16 protein-coding genes are annotated in these 21,466 nt (G+C 71.8%); 8 read left to right on the top strand and 8 right to left on the bottom strand.

The genetic code is table 11. The features are described from left to right. Positions 1 to 605: 605 nt before the first annotated feature. From N8I84_RS27460 to N8I84_RS27445, 4 genes are all read right to left on the bottom strand, one after another. A complete protein-coding gene (locus N8I84_RS27460) occupies positions 606 to 2,015 on the bottom strand; it encodes a cytochrome P450 (RefSeq protein WP_263232157.1) in 1,410 nt (469 codons plus the stop codon). Positions 2,016 to 2,117: 102 nt separating this feature from the next. Then, positions 2,118 to 4,355, bottom strand: coding sequence for a HelD family protein (locus tag N8I84_RS27455; RefSeq protein ID WP_263234905.1), 2,238 nt, complete (start codon positions 4,353 to 4,355; stop codon positions 2,118 to 2,120). A gap of 171 nt (positions 4,356 to 4,526) precedes the next feature. After that, positions 4,527 to 4,859 carry a thioredoxin gene (gene trxA, locus N8I84_RS27450; RefSeq protein WP_313884292.1) on the bottom strand — a complete coding sequence of 111 codons (333 nt, stop codon included), beginning with the start codon at positions 4,857 to 4,859 and terminating at the stop codon, positions 4,527 to 4,529. Then, positions 4,856 to 5,284, bottom strand: coding sequence for a MerR family transcriptional regulator (locus tag N8I84_RS27445; RefSeq protein ID WP_263232156.1), 429 nt, complete (start codon positions 5,282 to 5,284; stop codon positions 4,856 to 4,858). Before N8I84_RS27445 ends, trxA begins: the two co-directional genes overlap by 4 nt. A gap of 180 nt (positions 5,285 to 5,464) precedes the next feature. Here N8I84_RS27445 and N8I84_RS27440 point away from each other — a divergent pair, with 180 nt between their 5' ends. Next, positions 5,465 to 6,616 carry a serine hydrolase domain-containing protein gene (locus tag N8I84_RS27440; RefSeq protein WP_263232155.1) on the top strand — a complete coding sequence of 384 codons (1,152 nt, stop codon included), beginning with the start codon at positions 5,465 to 5,467 and terminating at the stop codon, positions 6,614 to 6,616. A gap of 54 nt (positions 6,617 to 6,670) precedes the next feature. Here N8I84_RS27440 and N8I84_RS27435 read toward each other — a convergent pair whose 3' ends face one another. Further along, positions 6,671 to 7,441 (bottom strand): DUF2127 domain-containing protein, encoded by a 771-nt coding sequence (locus N8I84_RS27435; RefSeq protein WP_263232154.1) that lies wholly within the window; start codon positions 7,439 to 7,441, stop codon positions 6,671 to 6,673. Between the two features lie 106 nt (positions 7,442 to 7,547). Beyond that, entirely contained in the window at positions 7,548 to 9,227 is a 1,680-nt protein-coding gene (locus tag N8I84_RS27430; RefSeq protein ID WP_263232153.1) for an MFS transporter, read from the bottom strand. A gap of 167 nt (positions 9,228 to 9,394) precedes the next feature. Here N8I84_RS27430 and N8I84_RS27425 point away from each other — a divergent pair, with 167 nt between their 5' ends. Further along, a complete protein-coding gene (locus tag N8I84_RS27425) occupies positions 9,395 to 10,012 on the top strand; it encodes a TetR/AcrR family transcriptional regulator (protein WP_263232152.1) in 618 nt (205 codons plus the stop codon). 153 nt (positions 10,013 to 10,165) lie between these two features. Here the strand turns inward: N8I84_RS27425 and N8I84_RS27420 are convergent, their stop codons facing one another. Further along, entirely contained in the window at positions 10,166 to 11,557 is a 1,392-nt protein-coding gene (locus N8I84_RS27420) for a cation:dicarboxylate symporter family transporter (protein WP_263232151.1), read from the bottom strand. 276 nt (positions 11,558 to 11,833) lie between these two features. Between N8I84_RS27420 and N8I84_RS27415 the strand changes: the two genes are divergently transcribed. The 3 genes from N8I84_RS27415 to N8I84_RS27405 all read left to right on the top strand — a co-directional run bounded on the left by N8I84_RS27415 (position 11,834) and on the right by N8I84_RS27405 (position 15,252). Continuing rightward, positions 11,834 to 13,501: an ATP-binding protein gene (locus tag N8I84_RS27415; RefSeq protein WP_263232150.1), complete on the top strand. Its 1,668-nt coding sequence runs from the start codon at positions 11,834 to 11,836 to the stop codon at positions 13,499 to 13,501. Positions 13,502 to 13,743: 242 nt separating this feature from the next. Beyond that, complete coding sequence (locus N8I84_RS27410) at positions 13,744 to 14,436, top strand: response regulator (protein ID WP_200419382.1); 693 nt, start codon at positions 13,744 to 13,746, stop codon at positions 14,434 to 14,436. 96 nt (positions 14,437 to 14,532) lie between these two features. Further along, positions 14,533 to 15,252: a helix-turn-helix domain-containing protein gene (locus N8I84_RS27405; RefSeq protein WP_263232149.1), complete on the top strand. Its 720-nt coding sequence runs from the start codon at positions 14,533 to 14,535 to the stop codon at positions 15,250 to 15,252. Positions 15,253 to 15,290: 38 nt separating this feature from the next. On the opposite strand, the gene N8I84_RS27400 is transcribed toward N8I84_RS27405, so the two are convergent. Beyond that, positions 15,291 to 16,316, bottom strand: a complete 1,026-nt coding sequence (locus N8I84_RS27400) for an ATP-dependent 6-phosphofructokinase (protein WP_263232148.1) — start codon at positions 16,314 to 16,316, stop codon at positions 15,291 to 15,293. Positions 16,317 to 16,568: 252 nt separating this feature from the next. On the opposite strand from N8I84_RS27400, the gene pta reads away from it, so the two are divergent. From pta to pyk, 3 genes are all read left to right on the top strand, one after another. After that, positions 16,569 to 18,659 carry a phosphate acetyltransferase gene (gene pta / locus N8I84_RS27395; protein WP_263232147.1) on the top strand — a complete coding sequence of 697 codons (2,091 nt, stop codon included), beginning with the start codon at positions 16,569 to 16,571 and terminating at the stop codon, positions 18,657 to 18,659. Beyond that, on the top strand, positions 18,656 to 19,876 hold the full coding sequence (locus tag N8I84_RS27390) for an acetate kinase (protein WP_263232146.1): 1,221 nt from the start codon (positions 18,656 to 18,658) through the stop codon (positions 19,874 to 19,876). Before pta ends, N8I84_RS27390 begins: the two co-directional genes overlap by 4 nt. A gap of 98 nt (positions 19,877 to 19,974) precedes the next feature. Continuing rightward, on the top strand, positions 19,975 to 21,405 hold the full coding sequence (gene pyk / locus N8I84_RS27385) for a pyruvate kinase (protein ID WP_263232145.1): 1,431 nt from the start codon (positions 19,975 to 19,977) through the stop codon (positions 21,403 to 21,405). Positions 21,406 to 21,466 lie beyond the last annotated feature (61 nt).

The following is a 21,466-nucleotide window of genomic DNA, read 5'->3' as shown; positions in this document are numbered from 1 at the left end:
CCCTCGCGGTACCTCCGGCCCCAAGCCCCGGCGGGGCTGCGTCCCCAGCACCCCCCGGGGCTCCGCCCCCGGGCCCCGGCGGGGACTACGTCCCCAGCACCCCTCGCGGTACCTCCGGCCCCAAGCCCCGGCGCGGCTGCGTCCCCAGCACCCCTCGCAGGGCTCCGCCCCGGAACCCCGGCGGGGACTCCGTCCCCAGCACCCCTCGCGGTACCTCCGGCCCCAAGCCCCGGCGCGGCTGCGTCCCCAGCAACCCTCGCAGGGCTCCGCCCCTGAACCCCGGCGGGGACTCCGTCCCCAGCACCCCTCGCGGTACCTCCGGCCCCGCACCCCGCTGGGGCTTCGCCCCAGACCCCCGTCCGGGGGCCCGGCCCTCGGGCCCCCGCTCCTCAAACACCGGAGGGGCTGAATTCCCCGCCGGAGGGGCTGCTGTGTCAGCGCCGGTCGGCATCACTCAGCCCGTCTGGGGATCGGGTCCCCCCTGCTCGTAGAGCTCGGGGGAGTTCGAGGACGAGGCCGAAAGGCCGACAGCGGGGGTCTGGGGGCGCAGCCCCCAGGGACGGGAAGGGTAGGGGCGGCGGGGGCGCGACACCCTCGCGGTCGGCTCAGCGGCCGCCGAACATCAGCCTCCGCAGCCCCGTCAGCAAGCCCCTCGCCTCCCGCCCCACAGCGCGCGGCTTCTCCGGGGGTTCCGGAGCTTCCCCCGAGGAGCCACGCGCGCCCGGCAGCGGCACGTCCCCGTGCAACTCGTAGCGGATCGGCAGCAGTCGCAGCCCCCGCACCACCGGCCCCGACCGCCACGGCAACTGATCGGACGGCAACGTCAGTTCCGCCCGCGCGAAGTGCTCGAAGACCCGCCCCACCGCCGTCGCCACGATCATCCCGCCCAGCTCCCGCGCCGGACTCGGGCACTGGTGCTGACCCGCTCCCCACCCCAGATGCGCCCGCGTACTGATCGTCGAGTCCACCGGCGAGGACGAGTCGAGCGCCAGCAGGTCCCGGTGCGCGGCCGCCGCGGACGGCGACACCGCGTCGCCCGCCCGGATCCAGAAGTTGCCCAGCCGCACGTCCCGCGCCGCGAAGCGGAAACACATGTTGGCCACCGGCGGATTGACCAGCGCCGCCCGGTTCACGGTCTCCCCCAGCTGCCCGGCCGACAGACCGAGCCGCACCGTGGCGTTGCCCCGCAGCACCTCCAGGAGCGTGTTCAGCACCATGTTCCCGGTGACGTCGTTGAGGTAGACCGCGTTCATGAACAGCTCCCGGCCCAGCTGTTCGTCCGACAGGCCGGGATCGGCCAGCAGCATGTACGACGTCAGGTCGTCACCCGGCCGCGCCCGGCGGTGCGCCGCCAGTCGCGTCATGGCCGCGAGCGCCCTGCCCGTCGCCGCCCCCGCGTCCGACCCGCCGTCCAGCATCCGCCACAGGTCCATGACCAGCTCGTCGCCCAGCTCCTCCGGGCAGCCGAACAGCCGCGTCGTCACCATCAGCAGCAACGGCCGTGTGTACTGCGCCCCGAGATCCGCGAACCCCGTCGGCCCCGACTCGGCGGCCAGCACGCCGATCAGTTCGTCCGTGTAGCGGGCGACGGCGGCCCGCAGCTCCCAGCCCTGCGGCGTGTGCCCGTCCTGGAAGGGGCGCAGCGCCGAGTGGTGGGTGCGGCGGGCCGCCCGGTGTTCGTCGCCGTCCATGAACATCGTCTGCCGCACCTCGTAGCCCGCGAGCAGCGGCCAGTCCGCCGGCAGCCACCCCTGCGCCCGGGCCCGCCAGTACCGCACGTCCCGCCGCCACACGCTCTCGTCCCGCAGCACCTGAAGGACCTCGCGGTAGCCGAGCACCAGCCACACGGGCACCCCCATCAGCCCGACCGGCGCCACCGGGCCGTAGGTGCGCCGCAGCCGCTCGTACACGCCCCCGGGATCGGCGTCGAACTCCGAGGTGAGCAGCGGCGGTACCGGCAGCGAGGCGAGCGACGGGCTGTCGGCCGGCGCGGTCGCGTACGGTTGGGCGTCCATACCGACACGCATACCGCACCGGACGTGCACGGCCGGTGATCGAAGCGTGAACTGTTATGCCCCGGTGATCTCCGTTTCCGTTGCGTTCGGTCGCGTGTCGTCCTAGTCCTGCAGTGCCGCCGCCAGTGACTCGGGCAGCTCCCCGCTGTGCACCACGCCCAGCCGCTGCGTCGCCCGCGTCAGCGCCACGTAGAGGTCGCTCGTGCCGTAACGCCCCGGCTCGACCACCAGGACGGAGTCGAACTCCAGACCCCTGGCCTGACGCGGGTCGAGCAGGACCACGGTCCGGGTCAGGTCCGGTTCGCCGCCCGCGGTCACCCCGTCGATCCGTGCGGCCAGCGCCCGGTGGAGCTCGCGCGGAGCGATCACCGCCAGCCGGCCCTCGGTGGGGGTGAGTTCGGCCGCCGCCTTCGCCACCGTGCCGGGCAGGTCGTCCACCGCGCGGCGCGCCCACGGCCGTACGCCCGTGGAACGCACCGAGCTCGGCGGTTCGAAGCCGGGGTGCTCCGCCCGGACCACGGCCGCCGCGACCTCCATGATCTCGGCGGGCGTGCGGTAGTTGACGCCGAGCCGGGTGTGCTCCCAGCGGTCCTCGACGTAGGGCGCGAGGATCTTCGACCAGGAGCCGACCCCGCCGGCCTCGGACGTCTGCGCCGGGTCCCCGACCAGGGTCATCGAGCGGGTCGGGCAGCGCCGCATCAGCAGGCGCCAGGCCATCGGCGACAGCTCCTGCGCCTCGTCGACGATGATGTGCCCGAACGCCCAGGTGCGGTCGGCCGCGGCGCGCTCGGCGGCACTGCGGTGGTCGGCCTCCTCGTGCCGCTCGGCGAACCGTTCGGCGTCGATGATGTCGTGCGCGGACAGGACTTCCGACGCTTCCGGGTCACTGTCCTCCTTGTCCTCGAACTCGTACGTCCGGGAGGCGTACGACACGTCCAGCACGCCCTGCGCGTACGACACCTGCGCCTCCCGCTCGCGTTCGGCGCGGGCGCGGGCCGAGCGGTCGTCCTCGCCGAGGAGTTCGGCCGCCTCGTCGAGCAGCGGGATGTCGGCCGTCGTCCAGGCGCGGGTGACCGGGCGGCGGATGGCGGCCGCGTCCTCGTCGGACACGTGGCCCTCCGGGTCGGCGAGGAAGTCGGCGACCAGCCGCTGCGGGGTCAGGCGCGGCCACAACTGGTCGATCGCGGACCAGACTTCCGGGTTCTCGGCCAGTTCGTCGCGGATCTGGGTGATGTCGCTCGCGTCGAGGAGGTTCGAGCCGTCGTACGGGTCGGTGCCGATCCGTTCGGCCACCATGTCCGTCAGCGTGTTGAGGATGTGGCCCTCGAAGTGCTCGCGCGCCGCGTTGTGCGGCAGCTTCGCGGCGCGGGTGCGTTCGCGGGCCACGTTCACGAGCCCGTCGTCGAGCAGCAGGACGTCCCGGTCGTGCTCGATGGCGATGACCGGGTCGGGCAGCGCCTGCCGGTCGGCGACGACCCGTGCGAGCACGTCGGCCATCTCGGCGCGGCCCTTCACGGCGGCGGCCTGGGGTGTGTCGGCGGCGGTGGCCTTCACCCCCGGGAACAGCTCGCCGACCGTGGCGAGCAGCACGCCGGTCTCGCCGAGGGAGGGCAGCACCTCTCCGATGTAGCCGAGGAATGCCGGGTTGGGGCCGACGATGAGGACGGCGCGGCGGGCGAGCAGGTCCCGGTGCTCGTAGAGGAGGTAGGCCGCGCGGTGCAGCGCGACGGCCGTCTTGCCGGTGCCCGGGCCGCCCTCCACCACCAGCACTCCCCGGTGGGGTGCGCGGATGATGCGGTCCTGGTCGGCCTGGATGGTCCGGACGATGTCGCTCATCCGACCGGTGCGGGCCGCGTTGAGCGCGGCGAGCAGCACGTCGTCCCCGGCGGGGTCCTCGTGGCCGGTGCGTTCGCGGTCGGCGACGTCGAGGTGCTCGTCGTGCAGAGCCGTGACCCGGCGGCCCTCGGTGGCGATGTGCCGGCGTCGGCGCAGGCCCATCGGGGTGTGTCCGGTGGCCAGGTAGAAGGGGCGGGCGACCTCGGCCCGCCAGTCGATCAGGATCGGTGTGCGCTCGGCGTCGTCGGCGCGCAGTCCGATACGGCCGATGTGGTGGCTCGTCCCGGAGGTGAGGTCGATACGGCCGAAGCACAGCGAGCCGTCCACGGCGTTCAGCGCGGCCAGCAGGCCCGAGCGTTCGGCGACGAGGATGTCCCGTTCCAGGCGGGCCTGCATGGGCTTGTCGCCCTGGGCGAGCGCGTCCGCGACGGAACCCTCGGTGTCGCCGCGCAGCGCGTCCACCCGCGTGTACAACCCGTCGATGAATTCCTGCTCGTGCCGCAATTCATCGTCCGGAAATTCGGTGTTTGACAATTCAGCTCCCGCCCGGATATAGTGTGCCCACTGAACTTCTTCGCGGCCCGACCCATTCCCCAAGTCGCGAACCATTGAATATACGAAAGAAATCCCCCGAGCGCAATTACTCGGGGGATTTCTGCTGTAGCGGGCGGGGCATCACAGCACGTCGGACAGCTCCTCCAGCAGCCGCCGCTTGGGCCGCGCCCCCACCATCGCCTTCACGGGCTCACCGTTCCGGAAGACCATGAAGGTCGGCATCGACAGCACCTTGTAGGCGTTCGTCGTCTCCGGATTGGTGTCCACATCCAGTTGGACCACCTTGAGCCGGTCACCCTCCTCCGAAGCCACGGAGCTGAGCACCGGCCCCATCTGCCGGCACGGCGGGCACCAGTCGGCGGTGAACTCCACCAGCACCGGCAGATCCGATGCGAGCACCTCCGCCCCGAAGTCCGCGTCCGTCACCTCGGCCACACCATTCGCCTTGATCACCGCTCCTGCCCTCCCAGCTCGCACAGCGGTTCCGGACCTCCCGGAACCAGCGCCTCGGCGGCCAGTCCGTCGCGGGCCTGCTCGGCGCGCGCCAGCTGTCCGGCGACCTTCTCCCGCACCGACCGCAGCTCCCCGATCAGCGCGTCCAGTTCGTCCAGCTTGCGCCGGTAGACCGCGAGCGACGCCGGGCAGGAGTCGCCCTCCGGGTGCCCGGCCCGCAGACACTCCACGAAGGGCCGTGTCTCCTCCAGGTCGAACCCGAAGTCCTGCAGGGTGCGGATCTGCTGGAGCAGCCGCAGATCGCGCTCGTCGTAGGTCCGGTATCCGTTGTCACCGCGCCGCGCGGGCAGCAGCCCCCGTGACTCGTAGTACCGCAGGGTCCGCGTGGTGGTCCCGGCCCGCGCCGCCAGCTCGCCGATTCGCATGTCCGCGACGGTAGTCCTTGACGCCGACGTCAGGGCAAGGCCGCAGGCAAGGCGACGCCGCAGACGGTCACGCGGGCCCCGGGAAAAATCCCGCCACTCCCCCGGCGCGCACCGATGACTCCGGCCCGCCCCGGCGGTCTCATCTGTGACAGGACTCGGCGACGGCGGACGGACGGACCCATGACCACCCTGCACCACCTCGTGAAGACGTACATCGACAAGGACTGGGCGCCGGGCGCCGTGGCCCTGGTGGAGCGGCACGGCCGCACGGAGACCGCGGCGGTCGGCTCGCTGGACGCCACCGGCGCGCAGCCGATGCCGCCCGATGCGATCTTCCGCCTCGCCTCGATCACCAAGCCCCTCGTGGCCGCCGCCGTGATGACCCTCGTGGAGGACGGCACCCTCGCCCTCGACGCCCCGGTCGCCGTGTGGATCCCGGAGCTGGCGCACCCCACCGTGGTGCGCACCCCCGCCGGTCCGCTCGACGACGTGGTGCCCGCCTCCCGGCAGATCACGGTCCAGGACCTGCTGACCTTCCGCGCGGGGTACGGCTTCCCGTCGGACTTCTCCCTGCCCCAGGTCAAGGCCCTGTTCGAGGTGCAGCGGCCCGGCGCGGATCCGGGCGCCCTCCCCGACCCGGACACCTGGGTCGCCGAGCTGGCCCGCCTCCCGCTGCTGTACCAGCCGGGCGAGGCCTGGCTCTATCACACGTGCTCCGACCTCCAGGGCGTGCTGATCGCCCGGGCGACCGGCCGTCCGCTGCCCGAGGTGCTGGCCGAGCGGATCCTCGAGCCGCTGGGCATGTCCGACACCGCCTTCGAGGTGCCGGCCGCCAAGCGCCATCGCCTCACCACCGCCTACCGCCCCGACGGCACGGACGGCCTGGAGGCCATCGACACCCCGGACGGCGGCTGGAGCAGCCTGCCGGCGTTCCCGTCCGGCGGGGGCGGCCTCGCCGGTACGGCCGCCGACTGGCTGGCCTTCGCCCGCATGCTGCTGGCCGGCGGGACCACGCCCGACGGCCGCCGTGTCCTCGCCACGGAGTCGGTGCGCCGGATGACCACCGACCAGCTCACCCCGGCGCAGCGCGCGAGGGCCGCCCTCTTCCTCGAGGGGCAGGGCTGGGGCTACGGCGGCTCGGTGGACATCGCGGCCTCCGATCCCTGGACCGTCCCCGGCCGCTACGGCTGGATCGGCGGCACCGGCACCAGCGCCCACGTCGTCCCGGCCACCGGGACGGTCGCGATCCTGCTCACCCAGCGCGCGATGGAGAGCCCGACCCCGCCCGCCCTGATGCGCGACTTCTGGCGCTACGCGGCCGGTACGTCATGAGACGCCCGGGCAGGGACGGTCCGGCGGCGGGGCCGCCGGGCCGACCGGGACGGTTCAGGGCGTGAGCAGGACCCCGGCCGACTCCTCCACCTCCAGCAGGGAGGCGCTCCGCCGCTCCTCCTCGAACGCCTTGCGGCCGCCGCGCAGCCCGAAAAGGCGCTTGGCGAACGCGATGTAGAGGACCGCGAGGATGTTGAGGACCAGTGTCGCGATCTTCAGGCCGCTGATGTGCTCGGTGAGTTCGTACACCTCCAGCGGCAGGAAGGCCGCGGTGGCGACGACCGTCAGGTACTCCGCCCAGCGCTTGGCGTACCAGAGTCCGACCGCCTCGACCAGCTCGATCAGCGCGTACGCCAGCAGCAGCCCGGCCACCAGGATCAGCGTGGAGTGCCGGTAGCCGAAGGACTTCTGGATGGTGCCGACCACGGGCGAGTGGTCGAGGTCGTAGTGGAAGTGCCGGAAGACCGGCCGGAAGACCTCCAGGTACTCGTTGAACAGCCGCCGCACCGCGTCCTGGCTGTTGCTGAACCTCCACACCGCCACCGCGACCAGCACGATGAACACCCCGCGAACGGCCCGCTCGATCGCCAGGAAGCGCAGGATGAACAGGTCGCGCAGCACCTTGCCGCGCGGCACGAGCGGGGCGTCGCCGGCCGGTCCCGAGCCGCGCGGCTCGCCGAGCACGAAGTCCCCGCAGCGCAGGCAGCGCCACACGTCCCCGAGTGCGGTCTGGGCGTGCAGCCGGAGCCGCAGCCGGGGGTCGTCCGGCGCGTAGGTCACATGACCGCGGCGCGCGCAGGTGCGCCGGTCCCAGTCGATCTTCATTGCCCCCGTGCCTCCCGCATGAAGGTGCCGTGCCGGTCGTTCCGGCACGGCACGGTAGTGCATGTCCTACGAGACGTGGGGGCAGGGCGCGGGGTTCCCGTCGAGGTCAGTGGCGTTCGGCGGTCACGAGTTCCCGCTCTTCGGCCTGCTCCTCGGCGGGCTGCGCGGGGCGGTCCCTGCGCGGCAGCAGCGCGGCGACCAGGACGGTGCCTGCTCCGAGGATCACCGCGCCGACCAGGCTGGTGTGGGCGACGGCGTCCGCGAAGGACGAGCCGACCGCGTCGGCCATCTGCCGGGCGCCGTCCGTGAGCTGGCCGGCCTGCGCCTTGAGCTGTGCGGCCTGCTGGGCGCTGCCCGCGTGTGCGGCCTGCTCGGCGAGCTGCCGGGCCTTGTCGCCGATGCCCTGCGCCACCGCGTATCCGGCGCCGACGGAGTCCTGCGCGGTGTCCAGCGTGTTCGCCGGGAGCCGGCTGCCCGCGGTGGCGTCCGCCAGGTGCGACGAGTAGGAGTTGGCGAGCACCGAACCGAGGAGGGCGATGCCGAGCGAGCCGCCGAGTTCGAGGGAGGTGTCGTTGACGGCGCCGCCCACGCCCAGCTCGGACTCCGGGAACGCACCCATGATCGCGTCGGTGCAGGGCGAGAGCGCGAGGCCGATCGCGAGGCCCAGGATCACCAGGGGCAGCACGAAGTCGCCGTAGGTGGATCCGGCGTCGACGCGGGTGAGCAGCGCGAGCGCCGCCGTGCCGCCGACCATGCCCGCGGTGACGGTGATCCTCATGCCGACGCGCGGGGTGAGGAACCCGGTCAGCGCCGAGCCCACGAACACGGCTCCCGCGAGCGGCAGCATGCGCACACCGGTCTGCAGGGCGTCGTAGCCGAGGACGAACTGCAGGTGCTGGGTGAGGTAGTAGAACGCGCCGAAGACCGCCAGGAAGAACAGCGCGACGGCGAGGTTGGAGCCGGCGAAGCGGCGGTGGGCGAAGCGGCGCACGTCCAGGACCGGGCGCGGGTGGCGCAGCTCCCAGGCGACGAACAGCACGAGGCCGACTCCCGCGACCACGGCGGCCGTGACGGCCTTGGCGCCCCAACCGAAGTGCGGCCCCTCGATGATCATGTAGACGAGCGAGCCGACCCAGACCACCGACAGCAGCCCGCCGACGATGTCGATCCGGTCGTGGTGGGCGGCCCTGGACGGCGGGACCAGGACGAAGGCGGCGACCAGGGCCACGGCGGCGATCGGCACGTTGATCAGGAAGGTCGAGGACCAGCCGTGGTCCTTGAGCAGGGCTCCTGCGACGACCGGTCCGGCCGCGATGGCGAGCCCCGCGGTCGCGGTCCACAGGGTGATCGCCTTGGCGCGTTCGGCGCGCGGGAAGGTCGCGGCGAGCAGGGAGAGCGTGGCGGGCATGATCAGCGCGGCGCCGACGCCCATCACGGCTCGCGCCGCGATCACGGTGGCGGCGCTGTCGGCGAGGTAGCCGAAGACGGCGCCGCCGCCGAAGACGACGAGCCCGAGGACCAGCGCCCCGCGTCGGCTGTACTTGTCGCCGATCGCGCCGAGCAGCAGCATCAGCGCCGCGTACGGGACGGTGTAGCCGTCGATGACCCACTGCAGGTCGGCGCTGGACAGGCCGAGGTCGCGGGTCATGTCGGGGGCGGCGACGGTGAGGGCGGTGTTCGCCATCACGATGATCAGCAGGCTCAGGCAGAGCACGAGCAGCGCCCACCAGCGCCTGGGGTAGGGCCGGTCCGTCCTCTCGACCGGTTCGTTCATGACGAGACGCATGAGTGCGGGCCTTCCTCTCTCCTCCATCGCCCATGACGTGCACAGCGACTTGCACATCACCGTGCAACTGCACAACACTGTGCAAGATACGGCATTGCACAGCTGTGTGCAAATGGAGGAGGTGGAGGCCCTGTGGAGGCGTACGGACATCACGCGGGCCGTGCACAATGGCAGCCATGACCACGGGTAACGCCAGCCGGGCCGATGTAAACCGCCGCCGCATCCTGGATGTCGCGCTGGCCGAGCTGCTGCGCGACCCGGACGCGTCCATGGACCAGATCGCCCGGGCCGCGGGCGTCGTACGGCGCACGGTGTACGGGCACTTCCCGAGCCGTGAGGCGCTGATCAGCACCCTTGTCGACGGCGCGGTGGAGGCGGTGGCGGCGGCGCACGCGGCGGGCCGTGAGGGCGTCACGGACCCGGCCGAGGCGCTGGCCCGCTCGGTGCTCACGGTGTGGGAGGTCGCCGACCGCTACCGGATCCTGGTGGCGCTGGCCCAGCGCAGCGTCACCGTGCAGGGCATCCGCGACCGGCTGGCACCGGTCCGCAAGGCGTGTACGGAGATCCTGGCGCGCGGTCTGGAGCAGGGCGTCTTCGCATCGCCGCTGCCGCCGCAGGCGCTGGCGTATGTGCACGAGCAGATGCTGATCGCACTGATGGAGGCGGTGAACGACGGCCTGCTGGCGGCGCGGGAGGCGGGCGGCTCCGCCGCGGTCACACTGCTGACCGCGGCGGGGGTGCCCGCCGAGCGGGCCGGCGAGCTGGTGGCGAAGCTGAGCGGCTGAAGACCGCCCGGAAACGGAAAAGGCCGAGCGGCCGAGCCCACGGGGGGAGGCTCGACCGCTCGGGGTGAGTGGCGCCCCTCAAGGGGCGCGGGGAAGGTGCGCGACCGGCCACGGACGGCCCGCAGCTGCCGGACCGCCCCACCAGCGGAGCGCCTACGCCTTGGCCAGCTCCTTGTCGCCGTCCTGCCCGGCCGCCTCGGCCTCGTCGACCGGGACCGCCGAGTGGCCCTCGTCCAGCAGCGTGGTCTCGTCGAAGGGCAGCTGCCCGGCGAGCACCTGCCGCACCCGCTCCTTGTCGATCTCCTTGGTCCAGGTGCCGATCAGGACCGTGGCCACGGCGTTGCCCGCGAAGTTCGTCAGGGCGCGTGCCTCGCTCATGAAGCGGTCGATGCCGACGATCAGGCCGACGCCGTCGACCAGCGCGGGCTTGTGCGACTGCAGACCACCGGCCAGCGTGGCGAGGCCGGCGCCGCTGACGCCCGCCGCGCCCTTGGAGGCGACGAGGAGGAAGAGCAGCAGCGGGATCTGCTCGCCGACGGACATCGGCGTGCCCAGCGCGTCGGCGATGTAGAGCGACGCCATGGTCATGTAGATCATGGTGCCGTCGAGGTTGAAGGAGTAGCCGGTCGGGACGGTGATGCCGACCACCGGCTTGCTGACGCCCAGGTGCTCCATCTTCGCGATGAGCCGCGGCAGGGCGGACTCGGAGGAGGAGGTGGACAGGATCAGCAGGAACTCACGGGCCAGGTACTTCAGCAGCGAGAAGATGTTCAGGCCCGAGACGATGCGCAGCACCGCTCCGAGCACGACGAAGACGAACAGGACGCAGGTGATGTAGAAGCCGAGCATCAGCACGGCAAGGCTCTTGAGCGCGGCCAGGCCGGAGGAGCCCACGACGGCGGCGATCGCACCGAAGGCACCGATCGGCGCGGCCCACATCACCATGGCGAGGATGCGGAAGACGAGCCGCTGGATGTGCTCGATGCCACGCAGCACCGGCGTGCCGACGGAACCCATGGCCTGCAGGGCGAACCCGGCGAGGAGCGCGACGAGCAGGGTCTGCAGGACCTGGCCCTCGGTGAAGGCGGAGACGAACGTCGTCGGGATGATCGAGAGTGCGAAGTCGACCGGCGGCAGAGCGTCGGACGACACCTGCGCGTGGCCCGCCTGCTTGATCGCGTTCGTCAGGTGCAGGCCCTCACCCGGGTGCAGGACGTTCCCCACCACCAGGCCGATGGTGAGCGCCACCAGGGACATCACCAGGAAGTAGCCGAGGGCTATGCCGCCGACGGCCCCGACCTTGGCGGCCTTGCGTACCGAACCGATGCCCAGCACGATCGTGCAGAAGATGATCGGCGAGATCATCATCTTGATCAGGTTCACGAAGCCGGTGCCGAGGGGCTTGAGCTGGACCGCGGCATCGGGGGCGGCGAGGCCCACGGCGATGCCGAGCGCCACCGCGACGATCACGGCGATGTACAGATAGTGGGTGCGGTCCCGCTTGGCTGCGGGCGCGGCAGGTGCCGTTCGGGCTGTGCTGGCCACGGCTGCCCTCCTCGACGACGTCGTCGGTTGATCCGGCGTGCGGCTCACGTCCGGGGGATGGCGGGAGGCGTACTCCCGGGGTCCGGGAGGCGTCGTCCCGGGATTCCGGGAGGTGTACTCCCGTGATCCGGGGCGTGTACTCCCGGGGTCCGGGAGGCGGCGCACGCTCCCCGGGGGATGCGGTGACTATCTCCCGCCCCTGTGAGGGCGGTCACCCTTCCGTTCATTTAGTTCTCGCTTATACGGAGAGCGGGAACGGCGAGGCAGACTGAACCCATGCGTGTGCCCCACATACCGAGACCCCGCAGCCTCGCAGGTCAGCTGTTCGCCATGCAGGCCGTGCTGATCGCGGTGCTCGTCGCCGGGTACGCGCTCTTCACCTACGTCAGCGACCACAGCCAGGCCCGCCAGGCGGCCGACCGGCAGGCGACGGCGGTGGCCCGCTCGGTCGCGGACTCCCCGTCGGTCCGGGCGGCGATCCGCACCGCCGACCCGACGAGGTCGCTCCAGCCCTACGCGCTCCAGGTGCAGCGGCACACGGGCGTGGACTTCGTCACGATCATGAACCCCCAGGGCATCCGCTGGACCCACCCCAACCCCCAGCGCATCGGCGAGCACTTCCGCGGCCATATCGAGCGCGCGCTGAAGGGCGAGACCTTCACCGAGAAGTACACCGGCACGCTGGGCCCGTCCGAGCGCGCGGTCACCCCCATCCGGGACGACGGCCGCATCGTCGGCCTGGTGAGCGCGGGCATCAAGATCGAGACGGTCACGGCCCGGGTCCAGGACCAGGTGACCGCCATGGCCGGCGTCGCGGTCGGCGCGCTGTTCCTGGGCGGCATCGGCACCTACGTGATCAACGCCCGGCTGCGCCGCTCCACCCACGGCATGAACGCCACCGAGCTGAGCCGTATGCACGACTACCACCAGGCCGCCCTGCACGCCGTGCGCGAGGGCCTGCTCATGCTGGACGGCCAGTTCCGGGTGGCGCTGATCAACGACGGCGGCCGGGAGCTGCTCGGGGTGAGCGGCGAGGTGGTGGGCCGCTCGGTGGCGGAGCTCGGACTGCCGGCCCCGCTGACGGGCGCGCTGCTGTCCTCCGAGCCCCGGGTCGACGAGGTGCATCTGACGGCGACCCGGGTCCTGGTGGTGAACACCTCCCCGGTCTCCGGCGGCGAACGCCGGGGCACCGTCGTCACCCTGCGCGACGTGACCGAGCTGCAGGCGCTGACGGGCGAGCTGAACTCGGAGCGCGGCTTCACCCAGGCGCTGCGCTCCCAGGCGCACGAGGCGGCGAACCGGCTGCACACGGTGGTCTCACTGATCGAGCTTGGCCGCGCCGAGCAGGCGGTCGACTTCGCCACGGCCGAGCTGGAACTGGCGCAGGCCCTCACCGACCAGGTGGTCGCAGCGGTCAACGAGCCGGTGCTGGCGGCACTGCTGCTCGGCAAGGCGGCGCAGGCGAACGAGCGGGGCGTGGAGCTGGTGGTGTCGGAGGACAGCAGCATCGACGACGGTCTGCTGCCGCCCTCCCTCCCCTCCCGGGACCTGGTGACGATCCTCGGCAACCTGATCGACAACGCGGTGGACGCGGCCCAGGGCTCGGTAGGCGCCCGGGTGACGGTGACCGCGTACACGGAGGGCCCGGACCTGGTCCTGCGGGTGTCGGACACCGGGGACGGTGTGGACCCCGCGCACGCGGAGTCGGTGTTCGAACGCGGCTGGTCGACGAAGCCCGCCACCGCCCCGGGCGGCCGCGGCCTGGGCCTCGCCCTGGTCCGCCAGACGGTACGCCGCCACGACGGCACCCTCACGGTCTCGGAGGCGCCCGGAGGCGGGGCGGAGTTCGAGGCCCGGGTGCCGTTGCCTACCGTGGGGGCGGCCATTGCGGCGCCGCGGACGTCACCGGCCGCCGAGACCGCCCTGCCCGGAGGTGACGCATGAGAGGCTCCCGCACCGCGCCCGCGTCCGGAGGTGACGCATGAGACGCACCCCCACCGCGCCCGCGTCCGGAGGTGACGCATGAGACGCACCCCCACCGCGCCCGCGTCCGGAGGTGACGCATGAGACGCACCCCCACCGCGCCCGCGTCCGGAGGTGACGCATGAGACGCACCCCCACCGCGCCCGCGTCCGGAGGTGACGCATGAGACGCACCCCCACCGCGCCCGCGTCCGGAGGTGACGCATGACCGAGCCCATCCGCGTCCTGGTCGTGGAGGACGACCCGGTCGCCGCCGACGCGCACGTGATGTACGTGGGCCGGGTCCCGGGCTTCACGGCGGTCGGCAAGGCCGCCACGGGAGCAGAGGCGCGCCGCGCCCTGGAGCGCACGCGGGTGGACCTCCTCCTGCTGGACCTGCACCTGCCCGACGTGCACGGTCTGCAACTGGCGCGCTCCCTGCGGGCGGCCGGCTACCACGCGGACGTCATCGCGGTGACCTCGGCGCGGGATCTCGCGGTGGTGCGGGAGGGCGTCTCCCTGGGAGTCGTGCAGTACGTGCTGAAGCCGTTCACGTTCGCGACGCTGCGGGACCGGCTGGTGCGGTACGCGGAGTTCCGCGAGGCGGTGGGCGAGGCGAGCGGCCAGGACGAGGTCGACCGCGCCCTGGCCACCCTGCGGGCCCCGGGTCCGGCGGCGCTGCCCAAGGGGCTCAGCGCCCCGACACTGGAGCGGGTGACGGGGGTGCTGCGGGACGCGGAGGAGGGGCTCACGGCGGCGGGCGTCGCCGAAGCCGTGGGGATCTCGCGGATCACTGCCCGGCGGTATCTGGAACACCTGGTGGACGCGGGTCGGGCGGGGCGGAGCCCGTTGTACGGGCAGGTGGGGCGGCCGGAGTTGGTGTACCGGTGGGTGACGGCGGCGGAGCGGGGGCGGTAGCCGCTCCCGCCGGGCAGGGCACGGAGCCGTACGTTCCTACGATGCGTGAGTATGGCCGAACAGTCCGTAGTCGCATGAGCCCAGGCGCTCTACCTTGTGCTCGTGCATCCACCGCAGGCCCGGCAACCGCACCCACCCACCCCGCCCTTCGACGCCGCCGCCGCCCGCCGCCTCCGGGTGGCCCTGGGCATGGCACCCGAGCACGTCGCCCACACGATGCGCTCCTCGTACGGGCTCCCCCATGTCACACCCGACCTCGTGATCGACTGGGAGGGCGGGGCCGCCACTCCGAGGCCGCACGAACTGACCGCGCTCGCGGGCGTGTTGTGGTGTGCCCCGGGCGAACTCATCGGCGCGCCCCGCACCCTGCGCGAGCACCGTCTCGCGCGCGGGCTCGCACAGGAGGACGTGGCGGACGCCGTGGGCCTCGAGCTCCTCGCCTACGTGCGGATGGAGGAGGCGGACGCCTGGCGCGGCAACGACCGGCAGTCCGCCGCCCTCGCCGAGGTGCTCCAGCTGTCCCTGCCCGACTTCGTCACCGTGACCGGGCGCGGGGGCCGGCTCGCCCAGCTGCTGCGCGGCGCGGTCACCACCCGCTGGCAGGCGTACGTCCGCCAGGTCGGCAAAATGCTGCCCCTTAAGCGGCCGCTCGTCGAGGACGTCCTCGAGGAGATGCACGCCGACTACCAGGGGCGGATGACCGCCACGCTGAACTGGGGCGCGGGCTCCGCCGCGGCCGACGCCGGTGAGGCCGGCCGCGACTACCTCGACCGCGTGGTGGAGATCTTCTGGGAGACGGTCGAGAGGAACTCCTAGCGACGAACCCGGTGTTCCAGAACGACGAACCCGGTGTTCTAGAACACCGACTCCGCCTCGTCCATCCGGTCCTTCGGTACCGTCTTCAGCTCGGTCACCGCCTCCGCCAGCGGCACCATCACCACGTCGGTGCCGCGCAGCGCCGTCATCCTGCCGAACTCGCCGCGGTGCGCGGCCTCGACCGCGTGCCAGCCGAAACGGGTGGCGAGCACCCGGTCGTAGGCGGTCGGTACGCCGCCGCGCTGGACGTGGCCGAGGATGACCGGCTTGGCCTCCTTGCCGAGCCGCCGCTCCAGCTCGTACGCGAGGGCCGTGCCGATGCCCTGGAAGCGCTCGTGGCCGTACTGGTCGATCTCGCCCTTGCCGTAGTCCATGGTGCCCTCGGCGGGATGGGCGCCCTCGGCGACGCAGACCACCGCGAACTTCTTGCCGCGGGCGAAGCGCTCCTCGACCATCTTGACCAGGTCGGCCGGGTCGAAGGGGCGCTCGGGGAGGCAGATGCCGTGGGCGCCGGCCGCCATGCCCGACTCCAGCGCGATCCAGCCGGCGTGGCGGCCCATGACCTCCACGACCATCACGCGCTGGTGCGACTCGGCCGTCGTCTTCAGGCGGTCCATGGCCTCGGAGGCCACGGTGACCGCGGTGTCGAAGCCGAAGGTGCGGTCCGTGGACGAGATGTCGTTGTCGATCGTCTTGGGCACGCCGACGACCGGCAGGCCCGCGTCCGAGAGCATGCGCGCCGCCGTCAGGGTGCCCTCGCCGCCGATCGGGATGAGGGCGTCGATGCCGAAGTCGCGGATCATGTCCGAGGCGTTCTCGCAGGCCTCGCGCAGCCGGTCGCGCTCCAGCCGGGAGGAGCCGAGAATGGTGCCGCCACGGGCGAGGATGCCGCTCACGGCGTCGAGGTCGAGGGTGCGGTAGTGGCCGTCCAGAAGACCCCGGTAGCCGTCCTCGAAGCCGATCACCTCGTCGCCGTACTGCGCTACCGCTCGGTGCACGACCGACCGGATCACTGCGTTCAGGCCCGGGCAGTCGCCGCCTGCGGTGAGTACTCCGATGCGCATCGTGCTGTGTCTCCTGCTCGCTGTCGATACCGGTGAGCCAGTCCGATTGTTTCACGGCTCACAGGCCGGTGCCGATCGCGCATACCCGCCCTCGATCCCTGGTACCGGAGGGGCGCCCTATCCGCGCCCAGGGGTATTGTCAAGAGGGTTCTGCTCACCCGCGTGGAGGATTTTCAGCCTCCGCAGAACTCCACAAAAGCATTCGGAATCGGTCAAGACCACCCCCCTCGAGAGACGAAACGGAGAGCACGCGTGACGCGCTGCGTGTACGTGACCGGGATCGACCGCGGCGACGGCCGCCAGGTCGTCGAGCTGGGAGTCATGGAGCTCCTGACCCGGCAGGTCGACCGGGTCGGCGTCTTCCGTCCGCTCGTCCACGACGGCCCCGACCGCCTCTTCGAGCTGCTGCGCGCCCGGTACCGGCTGTCCCAGGACCCGGCGACCGTGTACGGCATGGGCTACCAGGAGGCGGCCGCGCTCCAGGCCGAGCGGGGGGTGGACGAGCTGGTGTCCACGCTGGTCGACCGGTTCCACGCGGTGGCCCGCGACTACGAGGTCGTCCTCGTCCTCGGCACCGACTTCGCCGACACCCAGCTCCCGGACGAGCTGTCCCTCAACGCCCGGCTCGCCAACGAGTTCGGGGCGTCGGTGATCCCGGTCGTGGGCGGCCGCCGGCAGACCGCGGAGTCGGTGCGCGCCGAGACGGCGAACGCCTACCGCGCCTACGAGGGGCTCGGCTGCGACGTTCTCGCCATGGTCGTCAACCGGGTGGCCCGCGACGACCGCGACGAGATCGCCGAAGGGCTCGACTCCCGGCTCCCGGTGCCCTGTTACGTGCTTCCCGACGAGCCCGCCCTCTCGGCGCCGACCGTGGCCCAGATCGCCCACACCCTCGGCGCCAAGGTGCTGCTCGGCGACGACTCGGGCCTCGCGCGCGACGCCCTCGACTTCGTCTTCGGCGGTGCCATGCTGCCGAACTTCCTCGCCGCCCTGACCCCGGGCTGCCTGGTGGTCACCCCGGGCGACCGTGCCGACCTCGTCGTGGGCTCACTGGCCGCGCACAGCGCCGGGACCCCACCGATCGCGGGTGTGCTGCTGACGCTGAACGAGGTGCCCCGCGACGAGGTCCTCGCCCTCGCCGCGCGCCTCGCCCCGGGCACCCCGGTGCTCTCGGTGTCCGGCACCAGCTTCCCCACCGCCGAGCAGCTCTTCTCCATGGAGGGGAAGCTGAACGCGGCCACCCCGCGCAAGGCGGAGCGGGCGCTCGGGCTCTTCGAGCGGTACGTCGACACCGTGGATCTGAACAAGCGGGTGTCCGCGCCGAGCAGCGACCGGCTCACGCCGATGATGTTCGAGCACAAGCTGCTGGAGCAGGCCCGCGCCGACAAGCGCCGGGTGGTCCTCCCGGAGGGCACCGAGGAGCGGGTGCTGCACGCCGCGGAGGTGCTGCTGCGCCGCGGGGTGTGCGACCTCACGCTGCTCGGGCCCGTCGACCAGATCCGCAAGAAGGCCGCCGACCTCGGCATCGACCTCGGCGACTCGCAGCTGATCGACCCGGCCACCTCGGAGCTGCGCGACGCCTTCGCCGAGAAGTACGCGGCGCTGCGCGCCCACAAGGGGGTCACGGTCGAGCTGGCGTACGACGTCGTCTCCGACGTGAACTACTTCGGCACCCTGATGGTCCAGGAGGGGCTCGCCGACGGCATGGTGTCCGGGTCCGTGCACTCCACGGCCGCCACCATCCGGCCCGCCTTCGAGATCATCAAGACCAAGTCGGACGCGAAGATCGTCAGCTCGGTCTTCTTCATGTGCCTCGCCGACAAGGTCCTCGTCTACGGCGACTGCGCCGTGAACCCGGACCCGAACGCCGAGCAGCTCGCCGACATCGCCATCCAGTCGGCCGCCACCGCCGAGCAGTTCGGGGTGGAGCCGCGGATCGCGATGCTGTCGTACTCCACGGGCAGCTCCGGCTTCGGCGCCGACGTCGACAAGGTGCGCGAGGCCACCGAGCTGGTGCGGCAGCGCCGCAGCGATCTGAAGATCGAGGGTCCGATCCAGTACGACGCCGCCGTCGAGCCCAGCGTCGCGGCCACCAAGCTGCCGGGCTCGGAGGTCGCCGGGCAGGCGTCGGTGCTGATCTTCCCGGACCTGAACACCGGCAACAACACCTACAAGGCCGTGCAACGCTCGGCCGGCGCGATCGCCGTCGGACCGGTCCTGCAGGGCCTGCGCAAGCCCGTCAACGACCTCTCCCGGGGCGCCCTCGTCTCCGACATCGTCAACACCGTCGCCATCACGGCGATCCAGGCCCAGACCCCCGAGCAGAAGGCAACCGCCCAGTGAGCCCGTCCCGTGTCCTCGTCCTGAACTCCGGCTCCTCCTCCGTGAAGTACCAGCTGCTGGACATGCGTGACGGCAGCAGGCTGGCCGTGGGCCTCGTCGAGCGCATCGGCGAGCAGACCTCGCGGATCAAGCACACGGCGCTCACCACGGGCGACACCCGGGAGCAGAACGGGCCGATCGCCGACCACCAGGCCGCCCTGAAGGCGGTCGCCGAGGAGCTGGACAGGGACGGGCTGGGCGTCGACTCGCCCGAGCTGGCCGCCATCGGCCACCGCGTGGTGCACGGCGGCATGTTCTTCACCGAGCCCACCGTCATCGACGACGCCGTGCTCACCGAGATCGAGCGGCTGATCCCGGTCGCGCCGCTGCACAACCCGGCCAACCTCACCGGCATCCGCACGGCCATGGCGCTGCGCCCCGACCTGCCGCAGGTCGCCGTCTTCGACACGGCGTTCCACACGACGATGCCGGAGCACGCGGCGCGTTACGCGATCGACACGAAGATCGCGGACCGGCACCGGATCCGGCGGTACGGGTTCCACGGGACCTCGCACGCGTATGTGTCCCGGGCGACCGCGAAGCTGCTGGGCAAGGCGCCCGAGGACGTCAACGTCATCGTGCTGCACCTGGGCAACGGGGCGTCCGCCTCGGCGGTCAGGGGCGGGAAGTGCGTGGACACCTCCATGGGGCTCACCCCGCTCGAGGGTCTGGTGATGGGGACGCGCTCGGGTGACCTGGACCCGGCCGTCATCTTCCATTTGCAGCGTGTTGGCGGAATGTCCATGGACGAGATCGACACTCTTCTCAACAAGAGGAGCGGTCTGTTCGGTCTGTGCGGCGACAACGACATGCGGGAGATCGGCCGGCGGATCGAAGAGGGCGACGAGGAGGCGCGGCTCGCCTTCGACATCTACATCCATCGACTGAGGAAGTACATCGGCGCCTATTACGCGGTACTCGGCCGGGTGGACGCGGTCGCCTTCACGGCGGGTGTGGGCGAGAACGCCGCAGCGGTGCGTGAGGCCGCCGTCGCGGGCCTGGAGGGCCTGGGCCTGGCGGTGGACGCCGACCTGAACGCCGTGCGCGGCGACCAGCCGCGGCTGATCTCGCCCGTGTCCGCGCGGGTGGCGGTCGCGGTGGTGCCGACCGACGAGGAACTGGAGATCGCCACGCAGACCTACGCACTGGTCGGCAAGGGCACCGGAAAGGGCAACTGAAGAAATTCGACGGCTCTCGCCTGAGCGCGAACCCGCCCATTTGTATTTTCCGCCAGACGGAATATTCCGTAGCGAAACAAACCGATAGGATCGCCCCCATGCGCCGTTCGAAAATCGTCTGTACTCTCGGCCCCGCGGTCGACTCCCACGAGATGCTCGTCTCGCTGATCGAAGCCGGCATGAATGTGGCCCGCTTCAACTTCAGCCACGGCACGCACGAAGAGCACGAGGGCCGGTACGTCCGCGTCCGTGCCGCGTCCGCCGAGACCGGCAAGGCCATCGGCGTCCTCGCCGACCTGCAGGGCCCGAAGATCCGCCTGGAGACCTTCGCCGAGGGTCCGGTCGAGCTGGTGCGCGGTGACGAGTTCACCATCACCACCGAGGACGTGCCGGGCGACAAGTCGATCTGCGGCACGACGTACAAGGGCCTGCCGGGGGACGTCTCCAAGGGCGACCAGATCCTGATCAACGACGGCAACGTCGAGCTGAAGGTCCTGGACGTCGAGGGCCCCCGGGTGAGGACGATCGTCATCGAGGGCGGCGTCATCTCCGACCACAAGGGCATCAACCTGCCCGGCGCCGCGGTGAACGTGCCGGCGCTGTCCGAGAAGGACGTCGAGGACCTGCGGTTCGCGCTGCGCATGGGCTGCGACATGGTCGCGCTGTCCTTCGTGCGGGACGCCAACGACGTCAAGGACGTCCACCGCATCATGGACGAGGTGGGCCGCCGCGTCCCGGTCATCGCCAAGGTGGAGAAGCCGCAGGCGGTGGCGAACATGGAGGACGTCGTGATGGCGTTCGACGGCGTGATGGTCGCCCGCGGCGACCTGGCCGTCGAGTACCCGCTCGAGAAGGTCCCGATGGTGCAGAAGCGGCTCATCGAGCTGTGCCGCCGCAACGCCAAGCCGGTGATCGTGGCGACCCAGATGATGGAGTCGATGATCACCAACTCCCGTCCGACCCGCGCAGAGGCCTCCGACGTGGCCAACGCGATCCTGGACGGCGCCGACGCGGTCATGCTCTCCGCCGAGTCCAGCGTGGGCGCGTACCCGATCGAGACGGTCAAGACGATGTCGAAGATCGTCCAGGCGGCCGAGGAGGAACTGCTCTCCAAGGGCCTGCAGCCACTGGTTCCGGGCAAGAAGCCGCGTACGCAGGGCGGTTCGGTGGCGCGCGCCGCGGCCGAGATCGCGGACTTCCTCGGCGGCAAGGGCCTGGTGGCCTTCACCCAGTCCGGCGACACCGCCCGCCGGCTGTCCCGCTACCGCGCGGCCCAGCCGATCCTGGCGTTCACCACGGACGAGTCCACCCGCAACCAGCTGTCGCTGAGCTGGGGCGTGGAGTCGCACATCGTGCCGTTCGTGAACAGCACCGACGAGATGGTGGAGCTGGTCGACCAGGAGATGGTCAAGCTCAACCGGTTCAACGAGGGCGACATCGTGGTGATCACCGCCGGCTCCCCGCCCGGCGTCCCCGGCACCACGAACATGGTCCGCGTCCACCACCTGGGCGAGGGCGGACGCAACTGACACACGCGAGGGCGCCCCCTGCCGTACGGCGGGGGGCGCCCTCTGTGTGCGGCTCCCGAAC

Origin of the sequence: Streptomyces cynarae (assembly GCF_025642135.1) — a bacterium.
Classification (GTDB): domain Bacteria; phylum Actinomycetota; class Actinomycetes; order Streptomycetales; family Streptomycetaceae; genus Streptomyces; species Streptomyces cynarae.
The sequence above is the reverse complement of the archived record's forward strand: the minus strand, read 5'-3'. Positions and strand labels throughout refer to the sequence as shown.

Excerpts from the sequence above, each read along its gene's own strand:
- N8I84_RS27415 (WP_263232150.1), top strand. The coding sequence starts at position 11,834 with ATGCGTGTGCCCCACATACCGAGACCCCGCAGCCTCGCAGGTCAGCTG.
- N8I84_RS27430 (WP_263232153.1), bottom strand. The coding sequence starts at position 9,227 with ATGCGTCTCGTCATGAACGAACCGGTCGAGAGGACGGACCGGCCCTAC.
- N8I84_RS27410 (WP_200419382.1), top strand. The coding sequence starts at position 13,744 with ATGACCGAGCCCATCCGCGTCCTGGTCGTGGAGGACGACCCGGTCGCC.
- N8I84_RS27440 (WP_263232155.1), top strand. The coding sequence starts at position 5,465 with ATGACCACCCTGCACCACCTCGTGAAGACGTACATCGACAAGGACTGG.
- pyk (WP_263232145.1), top strand. The coding sequence starts at position 19,975 with ATGCGCCGTTCGAAAATCGTCTGTACTCTCGGCCCCGCGGTCGACTCC.
- N8I84_RS27425 (WP_263232152.1), top strand. The coding sequence starts at position 9,395 with ATGGCAGCCATGACCACGGGTAACGCCAGCCGGGCCGATGTAAACCGC.
- N8I84_RS27460 (WP_263232157.1), bottom strand. The coding sequence starts at position 2,015 with ATGGACGCCCAACCGTACGCGACCGCGCCGGCCGACAGCCCGTCGCTC.
- N8I84_RS27445 (WP_263232156.1), bottom strand. The coding sequence starts at position 5,284 with ATGCGAATCGGCGAGCTGGCGGCGCGGGCCGGGACCACCACGCGGACC.
- N8I84_RS27400 (WP_263232148.1), bottom strand. The coding sequence starts at position 16,316 with ATGCGCATCGGAGTACTCACCGCAGGCGGCGACTGCCCGGGCCTGAAC.
- N8I84_RS27435 (WP_263232154.1), bottom strand. The coding sequence starts at position 7,441 with ATGAAGATCGACTGGGACCGGCGCACCTGCGCGCGCCGCGGTCATGTG.